General features: G+C 66.0%; 19 protein-coding genes. 10 read left to right on the top strand and 9 right to left on the bottom strand.

Annotated features, from left to right (window positions below):
• The first annotated feature begins 83 nt into the window (after positions 1-83).
• Both ON22_RS32900 and ON22_RS32895 read left to right on the top strand, forming a co-directional pair.
• On the top strand, positions 84-884 hold the full coding sequence (locus ON22_RS32900; protein ID WP_051158392.1) for an enoyl-CoA hydratase/isomerase family protein: 801 nt from the start codon (positions 84-86) through the stop codon (positions 882-884).
• A gap of 26 nt (positions 885-910) precedes the next feature.
• On the top strand, positions 911-1,615 hold the full coding sequence (locus tag ON22_RS32895; RefSeq protein WP_081596016.1) for a TetR/AcrR family transcriptional regulator: 705 nt from the start codon (positions 911-913) through the stop codon (positions 1,613-1,615).
• A 78-nt stretch (positions 1,616-1,693) separates the two neighbouring features.
• Here the strand turns inward: ON22_RS32895 and ON22_RS32890 are convergent, their stop codons facing one another.
• Positions 1,694-2,593, bottom strand: a complete 900-nt coding sequence (locus ON22_RS32890) for an enoyl-CoA hydratase/isomerase family protein (RefSeq protein WP_033241922.1) — start codon at positions 2,591-2,593, stop codon at positions 1,694-1,696.
• 36 nt (positions 2,594-2,629) lie between these two features.
• Entirely contained in the window at positions 2,630-3,322 is a 693-nt protein-coding gene (locus tag ON22_RS32885) for a hotdog family protein (protein WP_051158391.1), read from the bottom strand.
• A gap of 114 nt (positions 3,323-3,436) precedes the next feature.
• Between ON22_RS32885 and ON22_RS32880 the strand changes: the two genes are divergently transcribed.
• The 6 genes from ON22_RS32880 to ON22_RS32855 all read left to right on the top strand — a co-directional run bounded on the left by ON22_RS32880 (position 3,437) and on the right by ON22_RS32855 (position 10,512).
• Positions 3,437-4,240, top strand: coding sequence for an enoyl-CoA hydratase/isomerase family protein (locus ON22_RS32880; protein WP_033241921.1), 804 nt, complete (start codon positions 3,437-3,439; stop codon positions 4,238-4,240).
• A complete protein-coding gene (locus ON22_RS32875; protein WP_033241920.1) occupies positions 4,231-5,022 on the top strand; it encodes an enoyl-CoA hydratase/isomerase family protein in 792 nt (263 codons plus the stop codon). Before ON22_RS32880 ends, ON22_RS32875 begins: the two co-directional genes overlap by 10 nt.
• The gene (locus ON22_RS32870) at positions 5,022-6,602 is read left to right on the top strand and encodes a class I adenylate-forming enzyme family protein (protein ID WP_081596015.1); all 1,581 of its coding nucleotides are present in this window, start codon (positions 5,022-5,024) and stop codon (positions 6,600-6,602) included. The genes ON22_RS32875 and ON22_RS32870 overlap by 1 nt, the downstream gene beginning before the upstream one ends.
• The gene (locus ON22_RS32865; protein WP_033241919.1) at positions 6,592-8,286 is read left to right on the top strand and encodes a class I adenylate-forming enzyme family protein; all 1,695 of its coding nucleotides are present in this window, start codon (positions 6,592-6,594) and stop codon (positions 8,284-8,286) included. The genes ON22_RS32870 and ON22_RS32865 overlap by 11 nt, the downstream gene beginning before the upstream one ends.
• Positions 8,279-9,979, top strand: a complete 1,701-nt coding sequence (locus ON22_RS32860) for a class I adenylate-forming enzyme family protein (protein ID WP_033241918.1) — start codon at positions 8,279-8,281, stop codon at positions 9,977-9,979. The genes ON22_RS32865 and ON22_RS32860 overlap by 8 nt, the downstream gene beginning before the upstream one ends.
• Positions 9,980-10,077: 98 nt before the next feature.
• On the top strand, positions 10,078-10,512 hold the full coding sequence (locus ON22_RS32855; protein WP_051158390.1) for a PaaI family thioesterase: 435 nt from the start codon (positions 10,078-10,080) through the stop codon (positions 10,510-10,512).
• Here ON22_RS32855 and ON22_RS32850 read toward each other — a convergent pair.
• The 3 genes from ON22_RS32850 to ON22_RS32840 are packed head-to-tail and all read right to left on the bottom strand — an operon-like array spanning position 10,498 to position 11,614.
• On the bottom strand, positions 10,498-11,061 hold the full coding sequence (locus ON22_RS32850; RefSeq protein ID WP_033241917.1) for a hypothetical protein: 564 nt from the start codon (positions 11,059-11,061) through the stop codon (positions 10,498-10,500). The genes ON22_RS32855 and ON22_RS32850 overlap by 15 nt on opposite strands.
• A complete protein-coding gene (locus ON22_RS32845; protein WP_156052205.1) occupies positions 11,058-11,330 on the bottom strand; it encodes a hypothetical protein in 273 nt (90 codons plus the stop codon). Before ON22_RS32845 ends, ON22_RS32850 begins: the two co-directional genes overlap by 4 nt.
• 5 nt (positions 11,331-11,335) lie before the next feature.
• Positions 11,336-11,614, bottom strand: coding sequence for a hypothetical protein (locus ON22_RS32840; protein WP_051158389.1), 279 nt, complete (start codon positions 11,612-11,614; stop codon positions 11,336-11,338).
• 162 nt (positions 11,615-11,776) lie between these two features.
• On the opposite strand from ON22_RS32840, the gene ON22_RS32835 reads away from it, so the two are divergent.
• Both ON22_RS32835 and ON22_RS32830 read left to right on the top strand, forming a co-directional pair.
• Entirely contained in the window at positions 11,777-12,637 is an 861-nt protein-coding gene (locus tag ON22_RS32835; protein WP_033241915.1) for a DUF5753 domain-containing protein, read from the top strand.
• Positions 12,638-12,698: 61 nt separating this feature from the next.
• Positions 12,699-13,043, top strand: a complete 345-nt coding sequence (locus ON22_RS32830; protein WP_033241914.1) for a DUF397 domain-containing protein — start codon at positions 12,699-12,701, stop codon at positions 13,041-13,043.
• Positions 13,044-13,125: 82 nt separating this feature from the next.
• On the opposite strand, the gene ON22_RS32825 is transcribed toward ON22_RS32830, so the two are convergent.
• The 4 genes from ON22_RS32825 to ON22_RS32810 form a co-directional block, all read right to left on the bottom strand.
• A complete protein-coding gene (locus ON22_RS32825; protein ID WP_051158388.1) occupies positions 13,126-13,683 on the bottom strand; it encodes a P-loop nucleotide/nucleoside kinase family protein in 558 nt (185 codons plus the stop codon).
• 7 nt (positions 13,684-13,690) lie between these two features.
• Entirely contained in the window at positions 13,691-14,080 is a 390-nt protein-coding gene (locus ON22_RS32820; RefSeq protein WP_063820698.1) for a hypothetical protein, read from the bottom strand.
• 504 nt (positions 14,081-14,584) lie between these two features.
• Entirely contained in the window at positions 14,585-15,001 is a 417-nt protein-coding gene (locus tag ON22_RS32815; RefSeq protein ID WP_081596014.1) for a WD40 repeat domain-containing protein, read from the bottom strand.
• The coding region (locus ON22_RS32810) for a WD40 repeat domain-containing protein (RefSeq protein ID WP_218000712.1) at positions 14,896-16,062 on the bottom strand (1,167 nt) is incomplete at its 5' end. The genes ON22_RS32815 and ON22_RS32810, both read right to left, overlap by 106 nt.

The raw sequence follows: 16,062 nt of genomic DNA, 5'->3' as shown, positions 1-16,062 counted from the left end.
TCGGACGCCCGCGCCGCACTGCGCGATCGAGGTGCGACAGGTCCCGCGGTACCCCACGGGGCGGTAATGGAAAGGACGATATCGTGACCGATGAGCCCGCCCTGCTGAGTCATCAGAACGGGGCCGTGCGAACGCTGACGTTCAACCGGCCGGATCGTAAGAACGCGATCACCCGCGCAATGTGGTCGGCGCTGCGCGACGAACTCCGTGATGTCACCTACGGCGGTGCGGTCCGTGCGGTTGTTCTCACCGGCGCGGGCGGTTCGTTCTGCTCCGGTGCCGATATCGCCGATGCCTCCGGGATGGACGAATTCCCCGATCCGGCCACGGAAATCCGCGCGATCAACGAGGCGGTGCTGCAGTTGCACGAGCTGCCGGTGCCCACAATCGCGAAGGTGCGCGGGGTCGCGGTCGGCGCCGGCTGGAATCTGGCGCTCGGCTGCGATTTCGTCGTCGCCACCCCGGATGCGAAGTTCTGCCAGATCTTCACCCGCCGCGCACTTTCCCCGGATTGCGGCGGCTCCTGGCTGCTGCCCAAACTGGTCGGACTCCAGCAGGCCAAACGGCTCGCCATGTTCGCCGATACGATCGACGCCGCAGAAGCCCGATCGCTCGGCCTGGTCACCTGGATACAGCCCGAGGACGCCATCGACGAATTCGTCGCCGACGCGGCCGCCCGCTTGGCGGCCGGACCGCCTACCGCCCTCGCGCAAACCAAATCACTGCTCAACGACGGCGCCGACCGCACCATGCGCGAGGCCCTGCTCAACGAAGGTCACGCGCAGCGAATCAACCTGACCTGCCCCGATGTCATCGAAGCGTTCGCCGCGTTCAGCGAGAAGCGTGATCCGGTGTACGGCACCGCGCGCGGTGTGGGTGCCTGACACTTCCGGAAGAAACGAGACCCACTGTGAACCGAAAAACTACCGGTGTGAAGCGCCGACGGCGTGAACGTGGCTCGCTGAATCCGGAGGACATCATCGACGGCGCCTTCGAACTCGCCGAGCAGGTATCGATCGACGGGTTGAGCATGCCGATGCTCGGTAAGCATCTCGATGTCGGGGTCACCAGTATCTACTGGTATTTCCGCAAGAAGGACGACCTGCTCAACGCCATGACCGACCGGGCGCTGAGCCGGCACGTCTTCGACGCTCCGTTCATCGATCCCGCCAACTGGCGTGATTCACTCACCCATCATGCCCGGACCATGCGCTATGCCTTCCTCGGCAACCCGATCCTGTGCGATCTGGTCCTCATCCGCTCGTCGCTGAGCGCACCCGCCGCCCGCCTCGGCGCCCGTGGAATGGAACGCGCAGTGGCAGCCCTGGTCGAGGCCGGATTATCCGTCGACCAGGCGTTCGACGTCTACTCAGCGGTGAATCTGCACATCCGGGGTTCTGTGGTTCTCCAGCGGCTTTACGACAAGAACTCGGAACAAGGCGATTCGGCCCGCGCATACTACGAGGAGATCCAGGTCGACCCGGAGAAAACACCCCTGCTCTCCCAGGCCATGTCGAAGGGCCGCACATCGGGCGCACCCGATGAACACAACTTCGAATACGGCCTACAGTGCCTCCTCGACCACGTCGGCCGGCTCATCGCGGCGAACCGGTAGGCGACGCGGCGCGCAACGCAACGTCGAACTCCCGGCGCACAGCCCGGCTCCTGTTCCGTGGCCGTGCGCCTGCGAAGCTCAGGGCAGATCGGGTTCGGGGACGTGGAAGTGCTCGTCCCGCAGCCGGAATGCTTCTCGGGTGCCGTGTTCGGCGCGAGTTTTCACGAAGTTGAACTCACCCTCGGCGAACTGGAGGTTGGTGCCGAAGGCGTGGAGCAGATAGCCGGCGACCTCCTCACCCTGATAGGCCTGGCTCTGTTCGACCAGACGGAACGCCTCTTTGGCGATGACCACGCCGTCGGCGGGCATTTTCGCCGTTTTCTCGGCCCAGTAGCGGGCGCGGGCGGTGACGGCGGCCGGATCGCAGGTTTCGGTGAATACACCGAGATGTTCGACCTCGCCCGCCTCGATTATGTCGCCGGTGAGCAGCATCCGCCGGGCGAGTACCGGGCCGAGCCGGTGGAAGAACATGTGCAGGCTGCCGAGCGCCGGTCCGAGGAAGCGGGTGGCCGGCATCCCGATGTCGGTGTCGCGGGCGATCACCGAAATATCGGTCATCAGCGCCATTTCGAAACCGCCGCCGAGCGCGTAACCGCTGATTTCGCCCACGGTGACCTTCGGATAGCCCAGGAGGTGGTGATAGAAGCCGAAAGACTTGCGGTCCACGGTCAGTCGGCGACGCTGGCTCGGGCGGCTTTTCGCCGGTCTGCCGTTGCCGCTGCCCGTCCGCTCGCCGTACCAGCCGTAGGCGTTGTTCATATCGGCGCCGGTACTGAACACGCCCTCGGTGCCGCGCAACAGCACCACGGTGATGTCGTCGTCTTCGGCCGCGCGGTCGAGGTGGCGGGCCAGCTCGTCACGCATGGTCGCGTTGTAGGAATTGCGCCGCGCGGGGTTGTCGAGAGTGATGGTGGCGATCCGGCCACCAGGCTCCGCGTCGTAGTGGACTCGGCCGTCGGCGGCGCTGGAGCTGGTCATCGATGGGCCTCTTCTCTTCGCAGGTGGTACCGGGCATCAGTCGCGTACGCGGCGGTGGCCGAACCGGGTTCCGGCCATTTTCGCCGCGGAGGCCGCGCCGGTTTCGACCTCTGCCGTGCACAGCAGGGTGTCCTCGCGTAGCAGCCGGGCCGTCGACCGGATCCCGGTTTCGTCCGCGACACGTTCGATCTCGAAGCGCAACTCCACCAGGATCGGCGTCGGCCGGCGGTAGGCGATGGTCATCGACCGGGTTTTCCCGGTGACGCCGGCCGCGCAGCTCTGGTGCTGGACCACCGCGTCGAAGAACACGCCGAGGAAGCCACCGTGCACGAGTCCGGGCGGGCCCTCGTGCACCAGCGGGAACGTGATTCGGCCGGATGCGCGCTCGGGGCCGAGCAGGTCGAAACGGTATTCAGGGAAACAGGGGTTGTAGGCGCCGATATCGAAGGCGTGGTCCAGGTAGACACGCTGGGTATCGCTCGCCTGCGAGCCCACCCGGGGCGCGGAGTCCGGGGGCGCCGCGGCGGCCAAGTCCCGTTCCCACCGCTCGAGGTGTTCGATCATCGTGTCGACCGAAGGGTGGGGATGTTCGAGGCAGACCAGCAATCCGGCGATCCGGCGCAGTACCCCGGCCGCGGCCACCGTCTGCGCGAGGGGTTGTTCGCCGAAGTGGAGGGCAGCCGTGGGGCCTACCACGGTCTCGGGGTCGGATATCTCGTTCGCGGCCATCGGACCCTGCTTTCGTTGCCGACGTCTGCACAAACCTTGGCAGAAGATCAACGGTATTGTCTACTGTATCTATATCAGTATTCACGCTCTCCCCCGCCCGCCCAGGAGGGAACCATGCCGTTCGACACCATCGACTACACAGTCGACGGACATACGGCCACCATCACGCTGAATCGGCCCGACGCCCTCAATGCGCTCAGCCCGCAAATGATCACCGAGCTGCGCGCCGCCTACGCCGAGGCCGAAAACGACGACAAGGTGTGGCTGCTCATCGTGACCGGCGCCGGCCGCGCGTTCTGCACCGGCGCCGACGTCAAGGCCATCCCCGGTGACGGCAAGGTGATCAACGAACGGCCGTATCTGTCCACCTATGACCAGTGGGAGGCCCCCCAGGAGGGCACGCCCCCGTTCCGGACCATGACCAAACCGGTACTCACCGCGGTCAACGGGGTGTGCTGCGGTGCCGGGCTGGATTGGGTGACCACGGGCGATATCGTCATCGCCTCGGACCGGGCGAGCTTCTTCGATCCGCACGTCAGTATCGGCCTGGTCGCCGGTCGCGAGGTGGTTCGCCTCGCCCGCGTGCTGCCACGCACGGTCGCGCTGCGGATGGCGCTGATGGGCAAACACGAGCGGATCAGCGCCCAGCGCGCCTACGAACTCGGAATGATCACCGAGGTCGTCGAACACGATCGGCTACTCGAACGCGCCCACGAAATTGCGGGGATCGTCAACTCCAATGCGCCGCTGGCGGTCCGCGGCACACGGCTGGCGATCCTCAAAGGGCTGAACATCCCGCTGCACGAGGCCGAGATGCTGGCCGAATCGTTCCGTGAGCGGGTCACCCGCACCGAGGACGCGCTCGAGGGGCCGAAAGCGTTCATCGAGAAGCGCACACCGGATTGGCAATGCCGATGAGCGGCGGATTCGAGACGATTCTGCTCGAGGTCGATCCGGCGGACCGGGTCGCGACGCTCACTCTGAATCGGCCGGAACGGTTGAACGCCTTCGACCGGACGATGTGCGAGGAAGTCGAACGTGCCTGGCACACGATCAAACTCGACGACTCGGTGAACGCAGTCGTCCTCCGCGCGGCCGGCGACCGGGCCTTCAGCGCCGGACTCGATATCAAAACCGCCTACGGGCAGCCGGCCAGTGTCTGGCATCACGAAGATCCCGGTGAGTTGCTCAGCCCCAAATGGCAGAAGATGTGGAAGCCGGTGGTGTGCGCGGTGCAGGGGATGTGCACGGCGGGGGCGTTCTACTTCGTCAACGAATCCGATGTCGTGATCTGTTCGGACGAGGCGACTTTCTTCGACTCGCATGTTTCCGCGGGCCTGGTCTCGGCGCTGGAACCGGTCGGGCTCATGCGCCGGATCGGGCTCGGGGAGACATTGCGGATGGCGTTGATGGGCAATGACGAACGGGTGTGCGCCCGGACCGCGCTGCGGATCGGCCTGGTGTCGGAGGTCGTCGTCCGGGAGCAGTTGTGGGCCCGCGCCCACGAGATCGCCGCGACCATCGCCGCCAAACCGCCCGCCGCCACCCAGGGCACCGTCAAGGCGATCTGGGAGTCACTCGACAAGCCCTACCGGGCAGCGCTCGACCACGGGCTCATCTACACCCGCTTGGGCAATCCGATCGGCCAATCCGAACTGGCCGCCGGGGCGCCTGCCGCGACCGAACCGAGGACCCGCTGATGACCGGGACCGCAGTCCACATCCATCCGCTGAGCCGCCGGATAGCCCATGTGCTGGCCTTGCAACCGGATTCACCCGCCCTGGAATTCGACGAGCACTGGTACTCGTGGGGACGTATCGGCGGGCTCGCGCAGCGCATCGGGTCGCTCCTCGAGCCGGACGCGGGGCCGCTGTCGGTCGGAATCCTGCTGCGGAACCGTCCCGAACACGTGGCCGCACTGATGGCGGTACTGCAATCCGGCGGGACCGTGGTGGTGATCAACCCATCGCGGGGAGACGACCGGACCCGCGACGATATCGCCGCCTTACGGCTGCCGGTCCTCCTCGGCGCACCCGGCGACCTCGACTCACTGGTGGCACCGGGCACGGAGACCACGGTTGTCTCGATCCCGGATCCGGATGCGCTACCCGAGATCCGCGCCACGGCCACCACGAAGAACACCGAAGCGGCGCGGCCGGGCGTGGCCGTCCGCATGCTGACCAGCGGCACCACCGGACCACCGAAGCGGGTGGACATCACCTACGACATGCTGTCCCGCAGCGTGATGGGCACCGAACCGGCAGCGGCACCGGCGCAGCCCCGTCGGGGGGTCGCCATCGTCAATGCGCCGCTGGTGCATATCGGCGGCGTGTTCCGGGTGCTGCAATGCGTTACCGAGGCCCGGCCGTTCGTGCTGCTGCCCCGGTTCGAGCTGAAACCCTGGGTGCGGGCCGTACGCGCGCACCGGCCGGGTGCGGTCTCGCTGGTCCCGGCGGCGCTGCGGATGGTGCTGCATTCGGAGCTGCGGCGCGAAGATCTCGCCGGAATCCGCGTCGTCACCTCCGGAACGGCACCACTGTCGGCCGATGACGCCGACGCCTTCGCCGAGAAATTCGGTATCCCCGTTCTGACCTCCTACGCCGCCACCGAATTCGGCGGCGGCGTGGCCGGCTGGACCCTGACCGACCACGAGCGGTACTGGACGGCGAAACGGGGCAGTGTGGGCCGGGCCAGCGGCGGCGCCCGGCTGCGGGTGGTCGACGAGCACGGCGCGGTCCTCGGCCCCGGCGAACCGGGAATTCTCGAGGTGATCCCCGGCCAGCTGGGGCCTGGCGCCGACTGGATCCGCACCACCGATCTGGCCCGGATAGACGCAGACGGGTTCCTGTGGATCCTGGGCCGGGCGGACCAGGCCATCATCCGCGGCGGCTTCAAGATCATGCCCGACGATGTGCGCAGCGCCCTGGAAAGTCATCCGGCGGTGCGCGGCGCCGCGGTGGTCGGCCGGTCGGACCCGCGACTCGGCGAGACACCGGTGGCGCTTGTGGAACTACGCGAGCAGGCGACCACCTCGGCCGGCGAGTTGACCGGCTACCTGCGGACACGGCTGGCGCGCTACGAGATTCCGACGGAATTGGCCGTGGTCCACACGATTCCCCGCACCCCCTCGGGCAAACCCGACCTCCGCGCGGTACAGCGCCACTTCGCGGAAGTCGCAGCCACACCGAACGCACAGACACACCCTGGCAACGACGAAACTGCCGGACCCGAGTTCGGCGAACCCCGCAATCCCACCGGAGACGAGCCCCATGCCGGCTGACGACAACCTCCTCGCCCGGGTGCTCCGCCGGCAAGCACGCGAGCGTAGCGAGCACCTTTTGCTGGTCTGCGATCAGGAACGGATCAGCTACGCCGACGCGGAGTCGCGTTCCGCCCGCCTCGCCCGCGCACTCATAGCCCTCGGTGCGGGCAAGGGCACGCATATCGGGTTGCTGTACCCCAATGGCGCGGATTTCGTGGTCGGAGCCTTCGCCGCGGCCCGGATCGGTGCCGTCGTGGTGCCATTTTCCACCTTCTCGACCTCGCGGGAGCTGGGTGCGCAGTTGGTGGGCAGCGATATCCGGATCCTGCTGGCCACGGCCGGTTACCGCACGCACGATTACGTTGCGCGATTGTCCGAGTTGCTGCCCGGCGCATTCGATTCGGATGCGGCTCGCGCCGGAGATCGTCTGCTGTGCCCGGCCGCCCCACAACTCCGGCATATCGCGATCGACTATGCCCCCGCAAACCCGCGCACCCAGGGGCCGGCGGCAACTCGCCCGGCGCTTCCGGACGTTCCCGGACCGCACGACGGCCGGATCGGTCTCTCCGGACGGCGTATCCGCGATATCGGCGAACTCGACCCTCTCGCCGATACCGTCGACGAAAAGCTCCTCGCGGCAGTGGAGCGCGATGTCGACGCCGCCGATCCGTTGGCGATCATCCACACCTCCGGTTCGACCAGCGCACCGAAGGGTGTCGTGCACACCCACGGCGGCCTGCTCGGACATCAGCGCAACCTCAACGAGATCCGCCACCTCACCCCCGGCGATCGGCTGTTCTGCAATTCCCCGTTCTTCTGGATCGGCGGCTTCGGTTACGCGTTGCTGGCGAGCTTGCTGGCCGGTTCGAGGCTCATCTGTTCCAACGCCACCGACGCGAGCGCCACGCTGGACCTCTTGGAGGCCGAAAAGCCCACTGTGACGAATGGTTTCGCCGGGGGCGTCGCCCATCTCGCCCGGCATCCGAGTTTCGCCGGACGGGATCTGTGCTCGATGCGCCGCGGCAACCTGTACGCGATCATGCCCGCCGACGCGCGTCCGGCCGACCCGGAACTGCGGCACAATATGCTCGGTATGACCGAGGCGGGCAGCGTGGTACTGCTCAGCGGCGACGACTCCGATCAGCCCGAGCACCGCCGCGGTTCGTTCGGCAAATCCGCACCCGGCTTCGACACCCGGATCGTGGATCCGGACACCGGCGCCGACGCCGCGATCGGCGAGGCCGGTGAACTGTACATCCGCGGACCGTATGTGATGCAGGGCTATTACGGGCGCAGCCGGGAACAATCGTTCGACGCCGACGGCTGGTTCCACACCGGCGATCTGGTGCGGGTGGATGACGAAGGTTTCTTCTACTTCCTCGGCCGGCGCGGTGCCATGATCAAAACTGCAGGCGCGAACGTCTCCCCCGCCGAGGTCGAAATGGCCATCACGAAAATCACCGGCGCGACAGCGCATGTACTCGGCCTGCCCGATCCCGACCGTGGACAGATCGTAGCGGCCGTACTCGTGACTCCCGACGACGCGACTGTCGACGAAACCGCGCTGCGCGAACGACTCCGGCAGGAGCTGTCGGCCTACAAGGTCCCCCGGCGATTCGCGGCCCTCCGGCCCGCCGACGTCCCCCTGCTCGCGGGCGGCAAAGTGGATATCCAGCGACTCGGAGAGATCTTCCATGCCTGAACCCACCGAGGCGACCGACACAATCGACACGCTGTTACGCCGTCAGGCCGCCGAGCGCGGAGACCATCCGGCGGTGATCGACCCGCATACCCGCACGACCTACGCCGACCTCGACACCACCACTCGCCGCCTCGCCGCCGCATTCGTGGAGGCCGGAATCACCAAGGGAACCCGGGTAGGTCTCATAGCACCCAACAGCGTCGGCTGGGTGCGGATCGCGCTCGCACTCACCCGGATCGGCGCGGTCCTGGTCCCGATGAGCACGTTGCTGAAACCGCCGGAGCTGATCGCCCAGCTGCGGGTTGCCGGCGTAGCGGTACTGATCACCACCGAGGAGTTCCGCGGTCACCGCTATCTCGACGGTTTGCGCTCCGAACTCGGCGGCTCGATCGACACGGCACCGATCCACGAACCCGGATTGCCCGCGCTGCGGCGGATATTCAGCGTCGAGGCGGCCACCGCACTCGTAGCAGTACCTGAAGCCGCCCGACTCGCCGGCCCATCCACCGGCACCGATCCCGGTCTCACACCCGACACACAGCCCGCCCGGGCACCGACCGGCACACCGCTCATCGCAACACCCGCCGCGACCGCGGTCGCCGAAGCGCTGGCTGCCACCGTCCGCCCCGCCGACCCCATGCTCATCATGTTCACCTCCGGCAGCCGTGGCCTGCCCAAAGGCGTGATCCATTCACACGGCAACGCGCTGGCCGCCGTGCGCTCAGGGCTCGATGCCCGCTGTATCGACGCCGAAACCCGGCTCTACCTGCCGATGCCGTTCTTCTGGGTCGGCGGTTTCGGTGGCGGTTTCCTCTCCGCGCTCGCCGCAGGCGCCACCCTGGTCACCGAGGAGATTCCGCGGCCGGAAACGACCCTGGAGCTGCTCGAACACGAACGGGTCACATTGTTCCGTGGCTGGCCCGACCAAGCCGAGGCTCTCGCCCGCCGGGTAGAAACCCTCGGCACCGATCTGTCCGCACTGCACCCCGGCAGCCTCGAGGCATTGCTACCACCGGCACAGCGGTCGCGGCCAGGCGCCCGCGCGAACCTGTTCGGGATGACCGAATCCTTCGGCCCCTACTGCGGCTATCCCGCCGACACCGATATGCCGGAGTCCGCGCACGGCAGCTGCGGCCGGCCGTTCGACGGGATGGAGGTGCGCATCACCGATAGCGCAGGTGACTCGGTGCCCGCCGGGACGATCGGCGAGATCCAGCTGCGCGGACCGCATATTCTGCGCGGTATCTGCGGACGCGCCCGCGAGGATCTGTTCACCGCCGACGGCTACTACCCCACCGGCGATCTCGGACGGCTCGACGAGGCGGGTTTCCTCTTCTATCACGGGCGCCGCGACGATATGTTCAAGGTCAACGGCGCCACCGTCTATCCCGGCGAAGTCGAGAAGGCACTCCGCTCGCTGGCGAACGTCAGCAGTGCCTTCGTCACCGATATCGACCGTGGCGACGGTGACCGAGTGGCCGCAGCCGTGATCGTCACGGGCTGCCCCAGTATCGATGGGCTGCGCGCCGCGACCAAGAAGATCCTGAGTTCGTTCAAGGTGCCGACCACCTGGCTGCTGCTCGATTCCGATGCCGATATCCCACGCGGCACCACCGGCAAGGTCGATATCGCCGCCCTGCGAAAGCTGCTCACCGACCGCGGTATCGACGCCACCATCGGACCACCCCGCTGAACACCTCCAGCTGACGCCACATCGCGCTGCGATCCCGGCATCTCGACCCACGCACCCGGAGCCGATCGTGCGTCCCCGCGCAACTCGACAGGAAAACTATGACCTCCACTCAACCGATCGGCGAGCTACTCGACCACATCGGCTTCCGGAAGGAACCGGACGAAAAAGGCGCGGAGACCTGGGAATTACCGGTAGCCCCGCACGTCGTCAACACTTCGGGCGGCCTCCAGGGCGGCCTCATCGCCACCCCGGTCGATATCGCCGCGGGCACTCTGGCACTGGAAAGCCTGCCCGCCGGCGGCGTGGTGACCTCGGACCTGAGTGTGCGCTATTTCCGCGCCGTCACAACCGGCACCGCACGCACAGTGTCCACCATCGTGCACGACGGCAAACGCTCGATCGTCGTACAGGTCGAGGTGCGGAACATGCCCGAAGACCACCTCGCCGCACTCGCCACAGTGAGCTTCGCGAAAGTCGGGCACGATATACGCGCACCGGCGACTGACACCACCAGCGTGTTACGTAAGGGATAGGCGGAGCAGACGGGGGTGGTTGGTGGCGTCGAGAGCAAGGGCGGCAGTCCACAGGGAGGCATCGAACGATTTCGGGATCCGCCACTGCTCGGGCGGAGATGCCGCGACGCGTATCCGAACCGGGTCGAGTTCGGGAAGGTGACGTCCGGCCACAGCCCACCACTGCCGGCCGCGCGCATCGATGACGACGGCGACAACAAGGTCGTCGATCCCGGGTAACTGATCGGCCGCGGCGCGGACCAGCTCAGGGATGTGCCGGTTCTCCGGACGATCGGCGAGCTGATCAGCGAAGACCGCGAACACCAGCCCGAACCCGAACATCCCGGAGCCGAGGGCGGTACGGATTTGCGCGGCACGCACATGCACCGGGTTGGGTTCGTGGTCGCGGCGGTCTCCGGCGAGGTCGACGGCGGCGCATTCGGCGTCGATACCGACACCGTCGTAGCGGAACCCGTAGAGCATCGGCAGCAAGGTGGTCGGCATGGACAGCAGGTACCGGGCGGTGATCTCGTCGATGGATTCCGGCTCGGGGTAGCGGATACACGTCATCCGGCGGCCTCTTCACCGATCGCGCGAGTCCAGAACTGGTGGCGCACCGCATCCCACAGCGATTCGAGGTGCGGAAATCGTTCCCGCGTATCCGCGAGGTCAGGAGCAGTGCCCGGGCCGGTCGCCGCCAAGAGGACGGCAGAAGCTGTGCGCAACTGCAGAACCCGGATCGTCTGCATCGACCGGCACCAGACGACCTCGCAGTCGTCGATGACCGTGTGCCGCAGCGCCACCGGCACCTTCCGCGCGGTCGAAAAAGGCTCAGACATCCGATTCATCGGGCCCGCCCCTCGTTACCGCAAGCCCGGAACGCAGACGGTGGTTCGGTCAGCGCCAAATGCACGGCCTCCCGGGTGGTCAACCCGAGCGCACTGGCGAACTCACCGGCCCTACAGACGAACTCAGCGAATCGCAGAGCGGCCACGGCTTGCGTGAAGTCGAGGGTCCTGCCGGGTAGGAACGACACCACCCAACCGCCCTGCCCTACGGAGCGCGCCTGATGCGCACACCGATCGCTGACCACCCGAACCCCGTTGACAACCTGCACCGACATCGCTTCCTCGATCCAATTTGAGTGCGTGACGACTGATCTGAGCTCGACCCAAGCCCGTCAGTGAAGTTACAGTACTGAAATTCAGTACTCAAGGTCTCAGTGCAGTCCGGTATGCTCCTCCGAGTACCTGCCGACATCCGTATCGACAGCCTTGGGAGTTTCATGGCACCGCCCTCCCCGACCGTTGCCGTGTGGGAGCTCATGCTCCGAATCCGACAGCGCGCGAAAGAACTCGGCGTGACCTCCGGCGTGATCCAGAAGACCCTCGGCATCGGCGCTACCTACTGGTCGCAGGTCGTCAATTTCAAAGGCGTCATGACCGAGGCCAAATTGTCCGCACGACTGGATCTTCTCGAGGTGGGAGCAGACGAACGAGCCGAACTGCTTGCCTTGCGGGCAACGGCGAAGGATCGAGGGTGGTGGAATCAATATTCGGCACTGTACGGCGAGGACACGCTTCGCTACTACGGACTCGAACACGGCGCTTCCTCAATCGACAGCTATGAAGGCAGCGTTATCCCCGGCTTACTCCAAACGGCGGACTACATCCGTGCGCTGACCACTTCTCCCGTCGCGACGAAACCGGCGGAGTCGGAGCAACGGGTCCGGGCACGGCTTCAGCGGCAGGAACGCCTCACCGGAAATGACCCGTTGCGCCTGACCGTCGTCGTAGGTCAGGCCGCGTTGATGCAACAGGTGGGCGGGCCCGAGATACAGCGTGCCCAGTTACGGCACGTCGCCGATATGGTCGAGCGCTACCCGGACACCATCGACCTGCGGGTCATCCCGTTCACCGCCCAAGGCAGCGCGGCGGTCAATGCAGCGACAGTGCACCTTCTGGATTTCGACAGCACGCGACTGCCGACGGTCGCCTGGCTCGAATCCGCCGTTTACGCCGAACTCATCGACGACATCCGCCTGATCGAGCAGTTGAAGTACCAGTATGCGAGAGCCAGCGCTTCCGCACTCGACCGGGAAGCCTCGATCGAGCTCATCCAGCAGATCGAACAGAGTATGGCGTGACGGCCCGCACTCCCGCGATCTGCAACGATCGGCTTGCACGACCCTGGACTAGGCTCACGGCATGCGTTCGTCGTGGTACAAGTCCTCGTTTTCGGGTTCGGAGCATACGTGCGTCGAGGTTCGATTCGCCGGGAAAACGGTGTTCATCCGGGACAGCAAATACCGGCGAAACCCCGGCAATGATCCGGCCCGGCAGCCGGTAATCGAAGTTCCCATCTCACGGTGGGAGGCGTTTCTCGCGAGCGCGGTGACACCGGGCACGACCAGCGATCCGGAGTTGCCGGTTGTCATAAGCAGCGCCTTCGGAGTCACAGTGAGCGCTGCGCAGAAATCATTGCGGTTCACCAACGACGAATGGTCGGCATTCATCGCGGGCATCGTAGGCGGCGAATTCACGGCGGCGTGACCGCCGGACTTCAACAGTGTAGGGTCTCAGAACTCGTGTTCTCCAGATTCCGCATGTCTCATGAGACAGCGCGGAGGGCGCGTTACTGAGGGTTGGCCAGCGGGTGTTCGTGGCGGATCGGATTGGCTGTGATCTGGAGTTGGTCGGCGAGATCGCGGCATTCGACCGGGCTGGTGGTGTCGACGACCAGGGTGGCTGTGAGTCCGAGTGGTGCGGCATTCTCGGCCCAGGTGTCCCAGTCGTCGGCGAGTCGTTGCTCGTCGTGGTAGATGGCTGGACGGTTTCTGGCTGCGTAGCGGGCCTTGGCTATGTCGGTGGGGACATCGCACCAGATCTCGACGGCGTGCGAGGCTCCGGTGTTCTGGATACCGCTTCGGGCGAAGTGTAGGTCGCGTGGCTTGAACCACCACGAATCGATGACGACGGTGCCCGGGGTTGCGTTTGCTAGGGCCCAGACTGTGTCCATCGCGATTCCGCCGAGTGCGTGGAGGTTTGTCGCGTCGTCAAGGCAGGCCGCCAGGGCTTCCTTGACGACGTCCTTCGACAGGAATTGGGCGTTCAGCGTTCGGGCCAGCGAGCGACCCAACGTCGACTTGCCCGAGCCAGGAAGCCCGTTGACCAGCACCAAGAGTTTTTCCATTGAGTCATCATGGCGAAGGGATCGGTGAAGCCGTGCGGTGGTTGTCGAGTGCGATGAGGTCGCCGGTGCGGTGGAGTTCTTGGCGGAGCAGCGTGTTGTCGTGGTGAAGAGCGGCGATGGCGGTGATGGCGGTGATGGCGGCGTCGAGTTGCTGCTGAAGCCGTGTGCATTCGCGGGTTTTGGTGGCAAGTTCGGTGCGGAGGGTGGAGATCTCGTCGTTTTTGCGCGTTTCGCGTGGCGTGAAACCGTCGCAAGCTGCGACTTGGGCATCCCACTCGGCGATGATGTGGGTTGCCCGGTTCATGGTCGCGCGGCTGACTCCAGTCTCCTTCCAAAGGTTGTCTTTGATGAGCCGCCCGTCCGTGCGCTGGGGTTTCCCGCTGAGCAGTCGTTCCATAGCGGCGCGGAGGAGGCTGGTGGTGCGGTCGGAGACGCCATGGCGTCCCCGCCGGGATCGCGCGCAACTCGAGCAGCCGGATGACCTCGTCCGCGTCGACCACGCAATCCGGCAGACGGCCGCGCGCCAACACAGGATCCACAAACGACAAGAACACGCGCACTCCTCTTCCCAATCGAATCCCAGCGGAGGAAAGAGATACACGAGACTTCCGGCCGACACGCAGATATTCGAGATGAGACACTCTGGAACTACGAAAAGAAGTCGTGGCCAAATCTCAGGTCACGACCGAACATCATGCACGACAGCCGATCCGCTCATACGGCGACTACTGCCTCCGACATGAGACATCCGCTTACTTGCGAAGCTCGGACTCGGAGTCCGAGGTTCCGGGTGTGCTCACCCACCGGCAGCTACCGGGCCGAGTCTGTCACTGCGGCGAATAACTCTCATCAGGTCCCGGTCTGCGTGCCCTGTGCGAGTAGTGCGACAGCCTGCGCTATATCAGCGACATGGCTGCTGGTACTCCGCGCCGGTGATGTAGTGGTTCCAGGCATCCGGCGTGAAGTTCCCATCAGCCCAGGTACACAGGAAGTGGAGGGGGTCGGCCAGAAAACCGGTATCCCACCGCCGTACCGTGCCGTCGCCGCCACCGGTGAGCATGCTGCCGTCCCGAATGAACGCTACCGCAAGCACGGGGCCGTTGTGGCCGGTGAGCGGGTCGCCGATCTGCTGTTGGCTACCCACAGCCCACAGCCGCGCGGTGTGATCCTCACTGCCGGTCGCGAGAATGCTGCTGTCGCCGCTGAATGCCACTACCCGTACGGGGCCGTTGTGGCCGGTGAGCGGGTCGCCGATTTGTGTGAGGTCGGCTGTGTCCCACAATCGTGCCACGCCGTCTTTGCTGCCGGTGGCGAGCATGCTTCCGTCGGTGCTGAACGCAACCGCGCCGACCCTACCCCCGGGACGGGTAGTACACGGATCGAGTCCGGGTTCCGGCTGGCGACGTCCCACAGTCGTACCGTGCCGTCGTCGCTGCCGGTGGCGAGCATGCTGCCGTCATGGTTGAACGCCGCGGAGTGTATTTGCCCCTTATGGCCGGTGAACGTGGTGATCAGTTCGTGGTCGGCGACGTCCCAAAGCCGCACCTGCTGATCATTGTCGCCGCCGGTGGCGAGCTTGCTGCCGTCGGGGCTGAACGCTACCGAATTCACAGGGTGGTCGTCGTAGTAGTCGTAGTAGTCGTAGTCGTCCTCGTAGTCGGTGAGCGGGTCGCCGCTCTGCTGCTGGTCCGTTATGTTCCACAACCACGCGGTGTGGTGGTCGCCGATTGCCAGCATGCTGCCGTCATTGTTGAACGCAACGGCACGCACGCCGCGGTAAGAGTCGACGGTGACCGAGGTGTTGCGTGTGAGCGGGATCGGAGTGCTGCTCTCCGTATTCCACCGTTGCACTTCGCCGTTGTCGCCTTCGCTGGGGGCGTCTTCGCTGGGGATGTCTTCGCCCGTGCCGATACTGCCATCAGAGCTGAACGCCATCGCACGGACGCCCTTGCCGCCGTCGGTGAGGCCGATGAGTGGGTTCGGGATTCCCCGGCTGGCCGCATCCCACAACCGCACCGTTCCGTCGGTACTTCCGGTGGCGAGGGTGTGGCTGTCGCGGTCGAACGCCACCGCGCGCACGGCACCGGTGTGGCCTGTCAGCGGGGCACCGATCTGCGTGCGGTCTTTGACGTCCCACAGCCGCACCGTTCCGTCTTCGCCACCGGTGACCAGGGTGCGGTGGTCATGGTGGAACGCCATCGCCCGTATAGCGCCGGGGTGGCCGGTGAGGGCGCCATCCTGTTTGTGGCCGGCTACGTCCCACAGCCGCACCGTTCCGTCGTCGCCGCTGGTGACGAGCTTGCTGCTCTCGGCGCCGAACACCACCGTGCGCACGGCACCGGTGTGGCCTGTCAAAGGGGCGCCGATCTGCTTGCGGCT

This window comes from Nocardia carnea NBRC 14403, assembly GCF_000308515.1.
Taxonomy (GTDB): domain Bacteria; phylum Actinomycetota; class Actinomycetes; order Mycobacteriales; family Mycobacteriaceae; genus Nocardia; species Nocardia carnea.
This window is presented reverse-complemented; position numbering and strand designations above follow the sequence as displayed.